This is a genomic window from Corynebacterium lehmanniae, from assembly GCF_043161975.1.
In the GTDB taxonomy this organism is placed as follows: Bacteria; Actinomycetota; Actinomycetes; order Mycobacteriales; family Mycobacteriaceae; genus Corynebacterium; species Corynebacterium lehmanniae.
This window is the reverse complement of record NZ_CP170998.1, coordinates 1,767,632-1,783,388: the sequence shown is the minus strand read 5'-3', so window position 1 is coordinate 1,783,388 and position 15,757 is coordinate 1,767,632. Positions and strand designations below refer to the sequence as shown.

General features: G+C 66.3%; 17 protein-coding genes and 4 tRNA genes. 20 read left to right on the top strand and 1 reads right to left on the bottom strand.

Annotated features, from left to right (window positions below):
• The 9 genes from ACF3NP_RS08630 (at position 1) to rplA (ending at position 4,483) form a co-directional block, all read left to right on the top strand.
• Positions 1–1,026: a polyprenyl synthetase family protein gene (locus tag ACF3NP_RS08630; protein WP_181889762.1), complete on the top strand. Its 1,026-nt coding sequence runs from the start codon at positions 1–3 to the stop codon at positions 1,024–1,026.
• Between the two features lie 64 nt (positions 1,027–1,090).
• Positions 1,091–1,175 (top strand) — tRNA-Tyr (locus tag ACF3NP_RS08625).
• A gap of 199 nt (positions 1,176–1,374) precedes the next feature.
• Positions 1,375–1,447 (top strand) — tRNA-Thr (locus tag ACF3NP_RS08620).
• 39 nt (positions 1,448–1,486) lie between these two features.
• Positions 1,487–1,558, top strand: a tRNA-Met gene (locus ACF3NP_RS08615).
• A gap of 64 nt (positions 1,559–1,622) precedes the next feature.
• Positions 1,623–1,698 (top strand) — tRNA-Trp (locus ACF3NP_RS08610).
• 21 nt (positions 1,699–1,719) lie between these two features.
• On the top strand, positions 1,720–2,037 hold the full coding sequence (gene secE, locus ACF3NP_RS08605) for a preprotein translocase subunit SecE (RefSeq protein ID WP_181889763.1): 318 nt from the start codon (positions 1,720–1,722) through the stop codon (positions 2,035–2,037).
• Between the two features lie 115 nt (positions 2,038–2,152).
• Positions 2,153–3,112, top strand: coding sequence for a transcription termination/antitermination protein NusG (gene nusG / locus ACF3NP_RS08600; RefSeq protein WP_236883579.1), 960 nt, complete (start codon positions 2,153–2,155; stop codon positions 3,110–3,112).
• A 170-nt stretch (positions 3,113–3,282) separates the two neighbouring features.
• Complete coding sequence (gene rplK / locus ACF3NP_RS08595) at positions 3,283–3,711, top strand: 50S ribosomal protein L11 (protein WP_034997189.1); 429 nt, start codon at positions 3,283–3,285, stop codon at positions 3,709–3,711.
• A gap of 64 nt (positions 3,712–3,775) precedes the next feature.
• Positions 3,776–4,483 carry a 50S ribosomal protein L1 gene (rplA, locus tag ACF3NP_RS08590; protein WP_181889764.1) on the top strand — a complete coding sequence of 236 codons (708 nt, stop codon included), beginning with the start codon at positions 3,776–3,778 and terminating at the stop codon, positions 4,481–4,483.
• 64 nt (positions 4,484–4,547) lie between these two features.
• On the opposite strand, the gene ACF3NP_RS08585 is transcribed toward rplA, so the two are convergent.
• A complete protein-coding gene (locus ACF3NP_RS08585) occupies positions 4,548–5,630 on the bottom strand; it encodes an HNH endonuclease signature motif containing protein (RefSeq protein WP_181889765.1) in 1,083 nt (360 codons plus the stop codon).
• 174 nt (positions 5,631–5,804) lie between these two features.
• Between ACF3NP_RS08585 and ACF3NP_RS08580 the strand changes: the two genes are divergently transcribed.
• The 11 genes from ACF3NP_RS08580 to ACF3NP_RS08530 all read left to right on the top strand — a co-directional run bounded on the left by ACF3NP_RS08580 (position 5,805) and on the right by ACF3NP_RS08530 (position 15,726).
• Positions 5,805–6,749 (top strand): choice-of-anchor M domain-containing protein, encoded by a 945-nt coding sequence (locus ACF3NP_RS08580; protein ID WP_181890046.1) that lies wholly within the window; start codon positions 5,805–5,807, stop codon positions 6,747–6,749.
• On the top strand, positions 6,746–8,245 hold the full coding sequence (locus ACF3NP_RS08575; protein ID WP_181889766.1) for an anchored repeat ABC transporter, substrate-binding protein: 1,500 nt from the start codon (positions 6,746–6,748) through the stop codon (positions 8,243–8,245). Before ACF3NP_RS08580 ends, ACF3NP_RS08575 begins: the two co-directional genes overlap by 4 nt.
• A complete protein-coding gene (locus ACF3NP_RS08570; protein WP_236883580.1) occupies positions 8,242–9,096 on the top strand; it encodes a choice-of-anchor M domain-containing protein in 855 nt (284 codons plus the stop codon). The genes ACF3NP_RS08575 and ACF3NP_RS08570 overlap by 4 nt, the downstream gene beginning before the upstream one ends.
• A complete protein-coding gene (locus ACF3NP_RS08565; protein ID WP_181889768.1) occupies positions 9,093–9,845 on the top strand; it encodes an anchored repeat-type ABC transporter ATP-binding subunit in 753 nt (250 codons plus the stop codon). Before ACF3NP_RS08570 ends, ACF3NP_RS08565 begins: the two co-directional genes overlap by 4 nt.
• A 28-nt stretch (positions 9,846–9,873) precedes the next feature.
• Positions 9,874–10,707, top strand: a complete 834-nt coding sequence (locus ACF3NP_RS08560; protein WP_236883605.1) for an anchored repeat-type ABC transporter permease subunit — start codon at positions 9,874–9,876, stop codon at positions 10,705–10,707.
• Positions 10,704–12,929, top strand: a complete 2,226-nt coding sequence (locus ACF3NP_RS08555; RefSeq protein WP_181889770.1) for a choice-of-anchor M domain-containing protein — start codon at positions 10,704–10,706, stop codon at positions 12,927–12,929. The genes ACF3NP_RS08560 and ACF3NP_RS08555 overlap by 4 nt, the downstream gene beginning before the upstream one ends.
• A 52-nt stretch (positions 12,930–12,981) precedes the next feature.
• Positions 12,982–13,215 (top strand): colicin E3/pyocin S6 family cytotoxin, encoded by a 234-nt coding sequence (locus ACF3NP_RS08550; protein ID WP_181889771.1) that lies wholly within the window; start codon positions 12,982–12,984, stop codon positions 13,213–13,215.
• Positions 13,208–13,429: a hypothetical protein gene (locus ACF3NP_RS08545; protein ID WP_181889772.1), complete on the top strand. Its 222-nt coding sequence runs from the start codon at positions 13,208–13,210 to the stop codon at positions 13,427–13,429. Before ACF3NP_RS08550 ends, ACF3NP_RS08545 begins: the two co-directional genes overlap by 8 nt.
• A 301-nt stretch (positions 13,430–13,730) precedes the next feature.
• A complete protein-coding gene (rplJ, locus tag ACF3NP_RS08540) occupies positions 13,731–14,252 on the top strand; it encodes a 50S ribosomal protein L10 (RefSeq protein ID WP_181889773.1) in 522 nt (173 codons plus the stop codon).
• A gap of 52 nt (positions 14,253–14,304) precedes the next feature.
• Positions 14,305–14,694, top strand: a complete 390-nt coding sequence (gene rplL / locus ACF3NP_RS08535) for a 50S ribosomal protein L7/L12 (protein WP_181889774.1) — start codon at positions 14,305–14,307, stop codon at positions 14,692–14,694.
• Between the two features lie 93 nt (positions 14,695–14,787).
• Positions 14,788–15,726, top strand: coding sequence for a DUF3068 domain-containing protein (locus tag ACF3NP_RS08530; protein WP_181889775.1), 939 nt, complete (start codon positions 14,788–14,790; stop codon positions 15,724–15,726).
• The last annotated feature ends 31 nt before the right edge of the window (positions 15,727–15,757 follow it).

Genomic DNA, 15,757 nt, shown 5'->3' with positions numbered 1-15,757 from the left:
ATGACGTACGGCACCACTCCGTCACCGCGCCACGGATTCAACCTGGACCTGGGCGACGACGCGCTCAACACCCGGCTCAACACCGGGCTCGAAGCGGTGGAGGAGCTGCTGATTACGGAACTTTCCCGCGGGGAGAGCTTCCTCACCGACAAAGTCACCCACCTGGCCAAAGCCGGCGGCAAACGCTTCCGCCCCATGATGGCGCTGCTGTGCAGCGAGTTCGGGCCGAACCCCGGCACCGAAAACGTCATCCGCGGCGCCGCGGCGACCGAGATGGTGCACCTAGCCACGCTCTACCACGACGACGTCATGGACGAAGCCGAGCGCCGCCGCGGCGTGGAATCCGCCAACACCCGTTGGACCAACACCGTGGCCATCCTCGCCGGCGACATCCTGTTCGCCCACGCGTCGCGGCAGATGAGCCTGATGGACCTGGACACCGTGGCCCACTTCGCCGACACGTTCTCCGAGCTGGTCACCGGCCAGATGCGCGAAACCGTCGGCGCGGACGGCGCGGGCGCCGCAGACCCGGTGGAGCACTACCTGAAGGTCATCGAGGAAAAGACCGGTGTGCTCATCTCCTCGGCCGCCTACCTGGGCGCACGCCACGCCGGCGCCTCCGACGAGGTGGTGGCGCGCTGCTCCCGCATCGGCGACGCGGTGGGCATGGTCTTCCAGATCGTCGACGACATCATCGACATCTTCTCCGACCCCGAGCAGTCCGGGAAGACCCCCGGCACCGACCTGCGCGAGGGTGTGTTCACCCTGCCGGTGCTCTACGCGCTGGAGGGGGATTCGCCCGCCGGCGAGGAGCTGCGCGGGCTGCTCACCGGCCCGCTCACCGACGACGCCGACGTCGCCCGGGCGCTCGAACTCCTCGGCCAAACCCGCGGGCGCGAGCGCGCCCTGGAGACCGTGCACGGCTACGTGGAGACAGTGGAGCGCGAACTCGACGCCCTGCCGGAAGGACCCGCCCGCGAAGCGCTTCGCACCATGACCCGCATGACCGTCGAACGGGTCGGTTAACCTGCCGATTTGCACCGATCGCGGGAGCGTGTTGTAGAGTAAATCCCGCACTTTGAACGTGCTCGCCAGGTTGCCCGAGCGGCCAAAGGGAGCGGACTGTAAATCCGCCGGCATTGCCTTCAGAAGTTCGAATCTTCTACCTGGCACCACACACAAACCCCGTCGGTTTCACCGGCGGGGTTTCGTCGTTAAGCAATTGCTTCACGACGCCTAAAGTGCGCACCGTAACCGTCTAAAAACCCGCAACTGCCTGGCGATTTGTGTTTGAAAACAACATCAGGTTAATCTTTCCAAGGCTTCAACGGAGCGGGTCAGAGCGAAAGCGAAGATTCACAACACAGAGGCTGTGCCCCCTTAGCTCAGTCGGCAGAGCGTTTCCATGGTAAGGAAAAGGTCGACAGTTCGATTCTGTCAGGGGGCTCTGTTGTTTGCTAGGGCCTTTTGGCCCGGCGAACACCAGGGCGGTGTAGCTCAGTGGTAGAGCAAGCGACTCATAATCGCTGTGTCGAGAGTTCAATTCTCTCCATCGCTACTCACCTCAAACGGGAGCCGAAAGGTGACCGTGGTAGGGTTAGGCGCACTTGAACGAGTGCCCTAGGGGCGTGGCGCAATTGGTAGCGCAACGGTCTCCAAAACCGTAGGTTGCAGGTTCGAGTCCTGTCGCCCCTGCCAAAACAACCTGGAGGAGTTTTAGTGACTAACCCCAACGGTCAAAACCCCGCACAGCCGACCGGCAAGCGTCAGCTGCGTGGGGCTTCTCCCGTTTCCTCCGAGGGCTACGAAGCGAAGCGTGCCCCCGTCGCCGACGACGCGGACGAGAAGGACGGCTCCAGCGTCGCCGCCTTCCCGGGTGAAGTCGTCTCCGAGATGAACAAAGTCATCTGGCCGACCGGCAAGCAGATGCTCAACTACACCCTCATCGTGTTCGCGTTCCTGATCGTGCTGACCATCTTCGTGTGGGGCACCGACGCGCTGGCATCCTGGCTGATTCGCTGGATCTTCATCCGCTAGGTACAATTCAACGCGCACAAGCTTTTCCCGCCGCCTCGGACGCCGAGGAGGGCGGGATAATTTTTGCCCCGGTACCCTGGGGCGCACACGTTTCGACGGATGAGGAGACACACCCATGACTGAGGCAAACAAAGACGTTGAAGGCGCAATCGAGAACAACGAGCAGGAAATGATCGACGAGGGCGCGCCCGTGCAGCCGTCCACCGACCCGGTCCTGAACGGCGGCGACGACGACCCGGCCGGCACCGAGGGCGGTGACTCCTCCGACGAGGAGAGCGACAGTAGCGGCGAGGGCGCAGCCGGCGCCGACGCTGAGGCTGAGGCTGGGGCCGCCGCCGGCGAAGCGGTGGAGGAGCCGGTCCAGGAGACCGACCTGAACACCATCGAGGCCGCCGAGGGCGACACCGGCGCCGAGGCAGACGCCGATTCCGACAGCGAGTACAAGCGCCGCCTGCGCGAGTACACCCGCGAGCTGAAGAAGCAGCCGGGCGACTGGTACATCATCCAGTCCTACTCCGGCTACGAAAACAAGGTAAAGACCAACCTGGAGATGCGCTCCCAGACCCTCGAGGTCGAGGACTCCATCTACGAGGTTGTCGTGCCCATCGAGCAGGCCATCGAGAACAAGGACGGCAAGAAGAAGCTGGTCAAGCGCAAGCTTCTGCCGGGCTACGTGCTCGTGCGCATGGACATGAACGACGCTGCCTGGTCCGTGGTCCGTGAGACCCCGGGTGTGACCTCGTTCGTGGGCAACGAGGGTAATGCGACGCCGGTGAAGCACCGGGACGTCGCAAAGTTCTTGCTTCCCAAGTCCGCCGCAACCGGCGCGAAGCCGGAGGTCAACGCCGACGGCGAGACCGTCGTGGCGATGCCGGAGGAAGAGGCACCGAAGAAGCTCGCGCACGACTACAAGGTCGGCGAGGCCGTCACAATCCTCTCCGGCGCGCTGGCGAGCGTGTCCGCCACCATCAACGCAATCGACCCGGAGACCGGCAAGATCGAGGCGCTGGTGTCCATCTTCGGCCGCGAGACCCCGGTGGAGCTGACCGCCGACCAGATCGAGCGCATCATGTAGGAGCGTTTTGCTTCTCGACGTCCTCACGGCGTATCCTGATTCGTCGCGCGTGCACGCACGCGCGACGTTTTCAATTCTTGTAAATCCCCGGTGGCTGGGTCTATCCCGGCATCCGGAAGCCCCGCGGCAGCTCATCGTGGCTGCGGGCGCTGTAACTAGGAGGTACTACGATGGCAAAGAAGAAGGTCACCGGCCTGATCAAGCTGCAGATCGAAGCAGGCATGGCCAACCCGGCCCCGCCGGTCGGTCCGGCTCTCGGTGCGCACGGCGTGAACATCGTCGAGTTCACCAAGGCCTACAACGCCGCAACCGAGTCCATGCGCGGCAACATCGTGCCGGTGGAGATCACGGTCTACGAGGACCGCTCCTTCGACTTCATCCTGAAGTCCCCGCCGGCAGCGTCGCTGCTGCTGAAGGCTGCAGGCCTGAAGAAGGGCTCCGGCGTCCCGCACACTGACAAGGTTGGCAAGGTCACCTGGGAGCAGTGCAAGGAGATCGCCGAGACCAAGAAGAACGACCTCAACGCCCGCGATATCGAGGCAGGCGCTGCGATCATCGCTGGTACTGCCCGTTCCATGGGTATTGACGTCGAGAAGTAAAGAGCTTCACGTGGAAGGGCCGTAAGCCAGGCCCGCAAACCACAACTCCTGAAAGGAACCCAACATGGCTAAGAAGTCCAAGCACTACATCGAGCAGCTGGCGAAGGTCGACCGCGACAGCTTCTACCACCCGCTCGACGCCGTCACGCTTGCGAAGGAGACCTCCTCCGACAAGTACGACGCAACCATCGACGTTGCAATGCGCCTGTCCGTCGACCCGCGCAAGGCCGACCAGCTGGTTCGCGGCACCGTCAACCTGCCGCACGGCACCGGTAAGACCGTCCGCGTCGCTGTCTTCGCCGAGGGCGAGAACGCAACCAAGGCGCAGGAGGCTGGCGCGGACATCGTCGGCACCGACGAGCTGATCGAGCAGATCAACGCAGGCACCATCGACTTCGACGTGGCTATCGCTACGCCGGACCAGATGGCCAAGGTCGGCCGCGTCGCCCGCGTGCTGGGCCCGCGTGGTCTGATGCCGAACCCGAAGACCGGCACCGTCACCCCGGACGTGGCTAAGGCTGTCGCCGACTCCAAGGGCGGCAAGATCGCCTTCCGCGTGGACAAGGCGTCCAACCTGCACGCCATCATCGGCAAGGCGTCGTTTACCCCGGAGCAGCTCGCTGAGAACTACGGCGCGCTGCTCGACGAGGTCATCCGCCTGAAGCCGGCGTCCGCCAAGGGCATCTACCTGAAGAAGATCACCGTCTCCGCTACCCAGGGCCCGGGTGTTCCGGTGGACACCTCCGTGGAGAAGAACTACGCCACCAAGTAGTTCGTCTTCTTTCGCGCGCGCCGAATCGCCGTCGTCCGTTGTTGGGCGGCGGCGTTTCGCGTTGTTAGGGCAGGGGTGTGCTTCGGGGTCCGAAGAGTTGGTCGAGTGCTCCGCGGTCGGTGTTTCTCAGGTGGTATCCCCGCGGTGAGATCCACCAGGGTGCGCCTCTGATCATGGTGATGCGGCCGCGGCTCTTGCGCCAGGGGTCGTCGTCGTTGACCCGGTTGTGGTAGCGGCACAGCGGCACGAGGTTGTTCATGTTGGTGTAGCCGCCGTGTTTCCACGCATCCACGTGGTGGATCTCGGAGCCCAACGCCCCGTGCCTGCAGCCTGGGAAGGCGCACACGGGTGAGACCATGTAGGCGAGGTCGCGTTGTTTCTGGTTGGCGAAGCGCTCGGTGTCGTAGAGGTTCACCGCGCCTTCCTCCGGGTGGAAGGCGGCAACCTCCAAAGCTTCGCCGAATTCTTGCTGGAGGTACTCCGCCCCGGTCATGATGGTGCCGTCAGTCAAGGTGAGGATCACGTCGTCGCCGTCACCCGCCATAATCCGTGCGTGTTCGGTGATCGGCACCATCACGATCGGGCGTGGTGCCGCGGCGACGACCCCGCCGGTTTTGCCTTCGACGATGCGCCAAAACGCCTCCTCCATCTGGGCTGCGGCCGGCTGTGTGGCGTCGATGTCTTGGCGCAGGCGGTGCTCGAGGTCTGCGGCTTTGCGGTCGGTGGTGTCGATGGTGATGCGCGCCCGCCCGTTTTTCGGTGCGGAGAACGCGACCTGTTGCTTTTTCGGGGTGTCATCGTCGCGGGGCACCAGCTCTCGTGCGGCGCGTTCGATCGCGCGGTATCCGCCGGTGACGTCCAGCAAGGCGAGGCGCAGCCGCCACCGCTCACCAAGATCTTTCACGCCCCCGACGCGGCGTTCGATCAGCGCGAGCTCGTCCAGGGAGAACCCGCGGGCCTTCTGTGCTGCCACAGCTTGTTTGCGGGTGAACTTGGTCGGCCCGTAGTACACCTTCTGCATTGCGTCCCACGCCCGTGCCCGATCCGGCGCCATCCCGGCGCCCAGCGCAACAGACAGGTCGAAGTGCCGCAGCGTCTCCATGGATGCTGCGGCCATCGCCTGAATGAATGCGTCGAACTGGTTCATAGCCACAGAGACTAAACACGACGCAACCCCGCACAACCCCCGAACCGAAATCTGTGGACAACTCGCCACACCAGCCCCAAAGTTGTCCACAGCCGGGGAAGACCCTTGCGTTTTCCCCGTGATGGGGGTAGCGTTCCCGCGCCAAACGCTATTGAAACTAATCTCCATTAAGTGTTGAAAAAAGTTTTCATTAGCTTGGCGGTGTTTCTACTCGCGTTGCTTGGCGTCACCCCAGCAAGCGCACAGGTTGAACGCCTGGATCGCGGCCACATCGACGCGTTCAACGTCACCGCGGACGGCGGCGAGCTCACCCTGGACCTGAAGGAGGACGCCACCGGCACCCACGTGCGGAGGGCACCGGAAGACGTGGAGTTAGTCGTCGGCAAGGATGCGTACACCGATCGCACCGCCGAGGTCCCGGAGATCGGCAAGGCCGGATACCTGCTGCCGCAGACGCAGCGCTCGGATCTGATTTGGCCGGGTTGGGACACGCAGGGCGCGCGCGATGTCGGCGCGATTGACCTGGAGTTCGTCGAGGTCACCGGCCCCGGCGAGGTGTACCTGTTCCAGACGGGCAGCTTCGGCTCGCTGGATGCGGTGCTTGAGGGCGGTGCGACGCGTTTGGAATCCGGTGCGGTCATCGCCCAGGAAGAGCCGGCGCACGTGCACGCGAACTGGCTGTTCACCGCGCCCGGCACCTACCAGATGCGCGTTGTGGCGGAGGGCGGCGGCTCGAGCTCGAACGAGGCCACATACACCTGGGTTGTCGGCGACGGTGAAGCGGCGCCCGCAGCACCGGCGCAGGCGACAACTTCTGAGGCGAGCGCAACGTCAGCCGCACCCGCAGCACCTGCGGCGCCGGCGAGCAAGGCGTCGACAAGCTCGGCCCCGAAGCAGGCTCCAAAGCAAGCCCCGAAGCAAGAAGCCAAGCCGGCCCCGGCCGAAGCTCAGCCCCAACCGGAGCCCGAGCAGCGCCCTGACGCTCTCGCGGAGACCGGTACGACGGTGATGACTGTCCCGTTCGCGGTCCTCGGCCTCGGCGTGGCGGTGTTTGGCGCGGCGATGTGCTGTCTGGACACGGCGTTGCGCCGCAAGCTGCTCGCGGGGGCGAAGCGGTGACGCGTGCGCGGGCGCTTGCCGCGTGCGCGCTCGCTGCCGGGCTCGCGGGGTGCGCGCAGGCTCCGGCGGAGGAGGGGCTGAACGTGGTGGCGTCGACAAGCATTCTTGCGGACGTTGTGCGCAACGTCGCCGGCGATAACGCCGAGGTTAAGACGCTGATGCGCCGCGGTGCCGACCCGCACTCGTACGAGCCGACGCTGCACAACACGCGCGATATCGCGTACGCGGACGCGGTGTTTACCAACGGGTTGTTGTTGGAGCCGCAGGCGCTGACCCGCACGATTGATGCGACGGCGCGCCCGCAGGCTCGGGTGGTGGCGCTGGCGGAGCAGACGCAGCGCTTCGGCTACGCGCCGATTCCGCTGGTGGAGGACGCGAGCCTGGACACGGTGTGGCTGGGGTTGCGGTTTGCGGCGGATCTGCCGCGCACGGCGGTGGCGGAGCTTGAGCTTGTCGACGCCTCCGGCCCCGGCACCGCCTCCGCCTTCATCCTCGGCACCTTTGGCACCCCGGAGCTGCTGTTTGACTCCACGGGTGGCGCCACCACGCTGCCAGTGGACGCGCACACCCACGTCAGCTGGGCTTTTTCCGCCCCCGGCGTGTACGAACTGAAGCTTCGCGCCTCAGTGCGCGACGCGGTGGACGCGCCGGTGCGCAGTCAGACGGAGCAGACGGTCACCCTCGTGGTGGGGCAGGACCCGGCCCAGGCCGCCCCGGGCAAGCATGCGGTGGAGCGCGGGCACGTGGACATCGCCACGGTCGCCGACAACGGCAACACGCAGCTGACCCTGCGCACGGACGACGAGGGCGACCTGGACCCCGCGGGCACGGTGGTCGTGGTGCCGTCGAAGACGCTGCAGCCGATCCCGCCGCAGCGCGAATTCCGCTTCCTGGGCGACCCGGGCGAGGAGACGTACCTGCTGCCGCAGGCGGTGCTGGGCCGCCACGTCCACGGCGAGCTGGATCCGCACATCTGGCACGACCCGGCCGCGATGGATGCGGTGGTGCAGGTGGTGCGCGACGAGCTGTCCGCGGCCGACCCGCGCCACGCCAGCACGTACGCCGACAACGCGGAGCGCTATCGCGCCCAGCTCAAGCAGGTGGCGCAGGAGGTGCGCGAGCAGATCGAGCAGGTCCCGGAGACCAACCGCAACCTGGTCACCACCCACCACGGCTACGCGTATCTGGCGCGCGCGTACGGGCTGCGTGTGGCCGGGTTTGTCACTCCGAATCCGCGCGTGGAGCCGAGCCCGCGCGACCTGATGGCGTTGTCGCGCACGCTGGAGAACTTGGGCGTGCCAGCGGTGTTCGTCGAACACGGCCAGGAAGACGAAACGCCCGTTTTGAACGAAACCGCTGCCTCGCACGGGGGTGAGGTGTGCCCGATCTGGGGCGACACCTTGGACCCGCCGGGGGAGGGGCCTGCGCAGACGTATGTGGATCTGGTGCGGGCCAATGGGGCGTCGATAAGCAAATGTTTGAAAGGACAACCATGAAGATTCCCGCCATTATCACCGCCGCAATGATCGCGGCCGCACCCGTCGCTGCCGCCCAGGTGCCGGACAACGACCCGGCGTTGCAGCAGGTCGTCGGCGCCGACGAGCAGGTCGCCCCGCTGGGCGAGCGCGCCGTTATCGACGCCGGCCACGCGGACCTGGGCCCCGTCTTCGCTGACGGCAAAATGCAGTTCCTGGTGCGCGACGACACGCAGGACACGCCCGTGTGGCGCCACCTCGAGGACGTGGTCTTCGCCGTCGGCGACGGCGCGAAGCAGACCCTGCCGGAGACCGACCAGTTCGCGTTCACCGGCGCGAAGCCGGGGGCCGAGGTGTGGGTGATCCCGCAGACCGAGGTCGCCGGCGTGCCGTGGCTGGGGTGGAACTCGCAGGCGCCATCGCTTCTGGAACGCTCCGCCAACGGGATGAGCCTGGAGTTCGGCGGACACGAGGGCCCGGGCCAGTTCTCCCTGTTTGTCCAGCCCGGCGGGTTCCACGAGCCGCAGCAGCTGTGGAACGAGCAGGAGCCCGGCACGCAGTCGATGTGGGTGGAGCCGAACACGCACACCCACGCCAACTGGGTGTTCACCGAGCCGGGCGCCCACCTGGTGGGTGTGCGCGCGACGGTGGAGGACCAAGACGGCACCGTGCACACCGACGAGCAGGTCGTGCGCATCGCCGTGGGTGTTGACCCGGCGGAGGCGGCGGATGCGACGTTCGGCGAATTCCGGGCTGAGGGGCAGGCCGGCGCGGAGCAGCAGAACAACGGCCTAAAAACCGGGCTGTTGGCGGGCGCGGGCGTGCTGCTTCTCGCCTTGATTGCGCTGTTTGTTGTGCGGGGCCGCCGATGAGAAGGATTGAGGTGCGCGACCTGGCGGTGTCGTATCCGGGCCGCGACGTGTTCCACGGGGTGGACCTCACGCTGCGCGGCGGCGAGTTCGTCGGCCTGCTCGGGCCCAACGGCGCGGGCAAGACCACCCTCATGCGTGCGGTGCTAGGCCTTATCCCCGCGGACGCCGGGACGGTCTCCGCTGGCAGGCGTCCGGTGCGCAAGGTGGTGGGGTACGTGCCGCAGGCGCACAACGTGGCCTGGGATTTCCCCATCGACGTCTATGACGCCACGCTCAACGCCACCCTGGGCCAGCGCCCGTGGTGGCAACGCGCTGGCGAGCGCGAGCACCGCGCCGCCGAGCGAGCTTTGGCGATGGTCAATCTGACCGACCTGGCCGCGCGCCCAATCCACGACCTGTCCGGCGGCCAGCGCCAGCGTGTGCTCATCGCGCGCGCCCTGGTGCGGCGACCGGGCATGCTGCTTCTCGACGAACCGTTTACCGGCCTGGACATCCCCACCACCGAGCATCTGCTGCGGCTGTTCCGCCGCCTGGTGGACCGGGGGCTCGGCGTTGTCATGTCCACCCACAACATCGCCGAGGCCATCGATTCCTGCGACCGCTTGGTGCTGTTCAACCGCGGCGTTGTCGCTGATGCCGCGACGCATGAACTTAACGACGACGCCCCGTGGACCCGCACCTTCTCTGTCGACGAGGATTCACCGTGGCTGCGCGGCGTGCGAGCGCATTTGGAGGCTGCCCGTGCCTGAGATTTCGTTTGTGCAATTCCTGGCCGACATGGCCAACCCCCAGCTGGCGTTTCTGCCGCGCGCGCTGGCGGCCGCGGTGATCGCGGCGGTGCTGTGCGCGGTGGTGGGCTGTTTTGTGGTGCTGCGCGGCATGGCCTTTATCGGCGACGCGGTGGCGCACGCCGTATTCCCCGGCATCGCGGTGGCGTTTGCCTGGCAGGTCTCCGTGCTGCTGGGTGGGGCGGTGGCCGGCGCGATCGTCGCGGTGCTGATCGCCGTGATGTCTCAGCGGCGCACCATTAAAGAGGACTCCGTGATCGGCATCGTGTTCACCGCCGCGTTCGCCTTCGGCCTGGTGGTGATCTCCCGGGCGGAGGGCTACACCGCCTCCGTCAGCTCGTTCCTGTTCGGCTCGCTGACGGGCGTCAGCTCCGCCACACTAGCCATCCACGCCGCCGCCGGCGCGCTGATCGTGGCCGTGGTGGTGGCGCTTCGCCCGTGGCTCACAGCGGTGGCACTGGACCGGGAGACCGCCCGCGCGATGAACCTGCCGGTCGCCGCGCTGGATCTGGCGCTGTACCTGTGCGTGACTTTTGCAGTGGTGCTGGCGGTGCAGACGGTGGGCAACATCCTGGTGGTGGCGCTGCTGATCACCCCGGCCGCCGCGGCGCGCCTGTTCACGGACAAGCTGGGCGCGATGATGTGCATCGCCGCCGCGTTCGGCGTGGCCGGCAGCGTGATGGGGGTGTGGCTGGCGTGGTCCTACGACTCGCCTACGGGCGCGACCATCGTTTTGGCCGTGACCGCCATCTTCGCGCTGAGCTGGCTGTTCGCCCCGAAGCGTGGTGCGCTGGCCGGCTGGCTGCAGGGGGTGAAACGGTGAAGCGATTCGTTGCAGCAGCAGCCGTAGCGGTACTCACGTTCGCGGCCGCGCCGCTTGCGCAGGCCGCGGAGCACAACCCCGGCGACCCGGGACACAGCGTGGAACTGGGGAAGATCGACCACCCGTGCGCCGGGCGCAAACTGCTCTACCACTCCCACAACGACGCGCTCTACGGCACCTACAAAAACGACAAGCTCACCGTGATGGCGGTGGACGGCCAGCAGGTCACCGACCAAGAAAAGGTTTGCTTCCGCCTCGCCCCGGACGCGGATGCCGACGGCAACGACGTGTCCACCTTGACCGTGCCTGAGGACGGCTCCTTGGACTTCCTCGGCGAGCCCGGCAGCACCGTGTGGGCCGCGCCGCAGTCCGCGGACTGGACCGACAGCTGGCGGCCCATCTGGTCTGGCCTGGGCGCCTTCGACCCCGCGCACGAGGCGGGCGAGATCCCGGACAACTTCGTCGACGACGTCATGCACTTCGACCTGGTGGAGATGGACGGCCCCGGCGACGTCAACGTGTTTTTCTCCTCGCGCGTGGGTGACCCGGAGCGGCTGTTTAGCTCCGCAGACGAGGACATGCGCACCATCACCTACGACGTCGGCGGCCACGGCCACTTCACCTGGACATTTTCCGAACCAGGCATCTACGAGATGACCTGGCAGGGCCGCGCCGAGCTCAAAGGCGGCGGGGTGGAGCGCTCCGAGCCGGTGACCCAGTACTGGCTCGTCGGCGACGACGCCACCGTCGGCCTCCCCGAGGGCACCACCACCGACTTGCGCACCCCCAACACCACGGAGGAAACCACCGCCGCCAGCCCGACGACGAGCGCGAAGCCGTCGCCGAAGCCCGCGCCGCGCCCCACGTCGTCGACCACGTCGCAGTCCACGTCGCGGCCCACGTCCACGACCGCGCCAACGCCGACGAGCACCGGTTCCGCCGCGGCCGAGGACCGGCGCAAGCTCATCGAGGCCGGGCATATGGATATGGCGTTGGCGGCCGAAGGGTCGTCGATAGGCGCAATGCTTATCGACGACTCCGACCCCCACAACCAGGCCAAACGCGAATCCGGCAGCTTCATTTTCGCCGTGCCAGACGCGGCCCGAAAGACGCTGCCGGAAGGTGCGCGCGAGAGCTTCCCGGAGCCGCCTGAGGAGATGTGGATCCTGCCGCAGGCGCAGGAGAAGAACCTGCCTTGGCTGGGCTTTTCCACCACCCGGGTGGGTGCCGACGCGCTGTCGCAAGGTTCGAAGGTCACAGTGTCCATGCGCGACGTGTCCGGGCCCGGTCGCATCTACACCTGGCACGAGGACCTGCGGGGTTTGCGCGTGGAGCTGGACTCCGGCGACGCCTCCAAGCAACTTGAGTACCCGGTCAACGCGCACGACCACCAAGGCTTCGGGTTCACCGAACCCGGCGTGTACACCGCCACGTTCACCTTCGCCGGCACGTCCGCCTCCGGCGAGGACTTCTCCGAGGACCTGGTGGCCACCTTCGCCGTGGGCGACGAGGCCGTCGCCGCCGCACGCGACGGCCGCCTCGGCGACGCAGGCGCTTCCGGGGCCGGTGCCGGCAAGGGCAAGCTCACGCTGCCGGGCGCGCTCGCGGAAGGCATCCGCTCGCTGGAAAAGGAGATTAAGAAGGCGGGCGACACGCTCGCGCCGCTCGCGCGCAAGACCAACGACGGTGGCAAAGGCGGTTCAGGGGCTGTTTCGACGCTGGCAACCCCGGCGGCGCTGGCCCAGGCCGCTCACGCCCAGCAACCGGCACCCGCCCAGGCTGCGCCCGCGCGTGCAGCGGAGCCAGCCTCCGCGAAACCGGCGGCACAGGTGCAGCGCACGCCGGAACGCAGCCGAGCCAGCAACTCCTCAGGCAAGCCCAGCAACCAGCAGACCAGTAAAAGCAAGACCAGCGCCGACTCCCGGGAAGACTCCAAGCCCGCGAAGGCCACCAGCAGCCCCGCGACGTCTGAGGCCCCAGCCTCGCCGGACGATTACGCCCCGTCGCGCAACCCCGCCGGCGGAAGCGGCACCGGGATCCACTCGTCGCTCGACGCAGCCGGCGCGCAGCCAGACGGCCAGGCGGCGGACACGTCGCCGACCGCGGGAGGATTCTGGGCGGGCCTCGCCATCGGCGTGGGCGTTATGGCGCTGATCGGCGGTTGCGTCCTGTTCGTCGCGGCGGCGAGATTGCTGCGGAAGGTGGAGCGGAGCACGTCGTAAAGCAAGGGAACCGGAACTCTCTCCACAACGTCTAACGGGTGGGGAGGGAACTATGGCGAGCTATATTCCGCGGCCGAGGCCGGGATTCTTGGACAAACTGGAGCGGCTGAGTAGAAGCGGTCCGCCCAGGTGGCGTGATCTCAAAGAAAAGCGTCTCTTTGAGTATGACCCTTTACACGGCCACATTGAGGGCTATAACCTGCGGGGGATACATCTCGGCGTATTTGACGCGATCACCGGAGAAAAAATTGGAGAAGCCAAACGAGGGAGGAGGATCGATGTTTAAGACGTTTGTGGAACGCTGCCTGGAAGGCACCGCGCAGCCGGGCGACATCGACGACTGGGTGACGGCCTGGCACGAATCCGCCCCCGGAAGTGAGGATCTCACCCTCGACGAGTACCTCGGTTTCACTCCGGAAGAGGGCGCGATTTGGGCGCGCTACGGCTCTAGGCTCGGCGAGATCCTGGAGAACCGCCGCCAAAACCGTCAGCCCGCGTAACCGCGATTTGGTCAAACCCGCGCCCACCCGCTAGCATTCCCTACCGAAGTTTGAACGGCCGCAAAGGTCGAGCTCAAGTTTCACCGAAGACCGTCGGTCACTCTCGTGAGGGAGTCGAAGGCGCTCCACTTACGGGGCCGACCCACGCAGGAGAAACGCGGCACACGCCAACGTATGCCTCGTGCTTCTGCACGGGGCATTTTTGCTTGATACGCGTCAGCTTCGCGCGAAGCGAACGTCGATAGGCAAGATGCTCCGGGCGGATTGAACAACATGAAGTTATCGGAAGGAGGCGTGTGTCATGGCAAACCCGAAGAACACTGCGGAACTTGCAGTTCTGAAGGAGAAGTTCGCTGAGGCGGATTCCCTCGTGCTGACTGAGTACCGTGGCCTGACCGTCGGCCAGCTGCAGCAGCTGCGCGGCGATATGGGCTTCGATGTCGAGTACCACGTCGCCAAGAACACCCTCATCAAGATCGCTGCAAACGAGCAGGGTATTGAGGGTCTCGATGATCTTCTCACCGGCCCGACCGCCGTCGCGTTCATCAAGGGCGACGCTGCTGTCGACGCTGCGAAGGTGATGAAGAAGTTCAACAAGGACCACGACGCGTTCGTGATCAAGGGCGGCTACATGGACGGCAACGTCCTGGACGCTTCCCAGGTCGACGCTCTGGCCGAGATGGACAACCGCGAGACCACCCTTGCCAAGCTTGCTGGCGCATTCGAGGGCTCTCTGGCAAAGGCAGCCGGCCTGTTCCAGGCTCCGGCATCCAAGACGGCCCGCCTTGTCGCTGCACTGCAGGACAAGCAGGAAGCCGCATAAACACTCTTTTACATCCGGGCTGTAAACGCCCAACAACAGAAAGGAAGCCACAATGGCTAAGCTCACCAAGGACGAGCTCATCGAGCAGTTCAAGGAAATGACCCTCATCGAGCTCTCCGAGTTCCTGAAGGAGTTCGAGGAGGTCTTCGACGTGACCGCAGCCGCTCCGGTTGCTGTTGCAGCTGCAGGCGCTCCGGCCGCTGGCGGCGAGGCTGCCGCTGAGGAGAAGGACGAGTTCGACGTCGTTCTCGAGGACGCTGGCGACAAGAAGATCGGCGTGATCAAGGTTGTCCGCGAGCTGGTTCCGGGCCTGGGCCTGAAGGACGCCAAGGAAATGGTCGAGGGTGCTCCGAAGGCAATCCTCGAGGGCGCCAACAAGGACGACGCCGAGGCTGCCAAGACCAAGCTCGAAGAGGCTGGCGCAAAGGTCACCCTTAAGTAAGAGCTTTTTGCTTGACGACGACACCCCCGTCGCCGGTATCCACTCCGGCGGGCGGGGGTTTCGCGTGTTTGAGGTGCGGTAGAGTAACCCACCATGCTGCCCACTTCCCGCATTCTTTCCGTGTTGCTCGCCGGCGTCGGTGCTGCGCTGGTGGTGGCGGGGCTGTTGGCGCCGAACGTGCTGCTTTCCGGCAATCGCCTGCCGTTGGCGCTGGGGGAGGCCACGTGGACCATCACGGACCCGAACGGCACCCGCGACGGCGAGGCGGCGCCGGTGACGCGCCAGCTGCACATGGAAATCCAGGAGCCGTCCGATTCCGACACGGCGAGCGTGCGCGTGGGCGACACGCTGCGGGCGGGGGAGTCGGGCTCGGACTTCAACGACCTGCTCACGGCATCGACGTGGTCGTACGCCGTGGATCGCGTCACGGGTGCGGCGACCGGGCCGGCGGAAACGCAACTCGTCATGGGTATGCCCGCAACGCAATTGCCTATCGACGGCGCGTGGTTGACCTTCCCCGCCCCCGCGACACAGGACACCGTGGAGGTCTTCGACCCGGTGCTGCGTGGCTCGGCGCCGGCGGAGTTTGACGGCGAGGAAGAGATCGCCGGGCGCACGGTGTACCGCTACGCCCAGCACATCGCGCCGACGAACGTGGCCATGCGCTACGCGGACCCGCGAAACACGCTCACGCTCGAGGGCGAAAACGGCGAGCCGCAGCGCACTTTCCTGCACCACGCCGCCGACCGCGAGATCCTGGTGGACCAGGAGACTGGTGTGGTCGTGGGCATTGACGAGAAGGTGGACGACTTCTACGCAGACGCCGAGGGCCGCGGGGTGCAGAATGTGGTCACCTATGACGGGGTGATGGACCGGCACGACGTCGAGAAGCTTGTGCAGAAGGTTGCTGACGCGCAGACCGTCGCGGCGGACCGCGGGCTGTGGCGCGTGCTGGCTTGGGTTGGTGCAGCGCTGACCCTTGCGGGCCTGGCGGGCGCGCTGCGGCCGGGGCGTGCGGCGCGTCGCGATTGACCGCGCGCGGTTGGCGGGTGGTAGGCTTCCG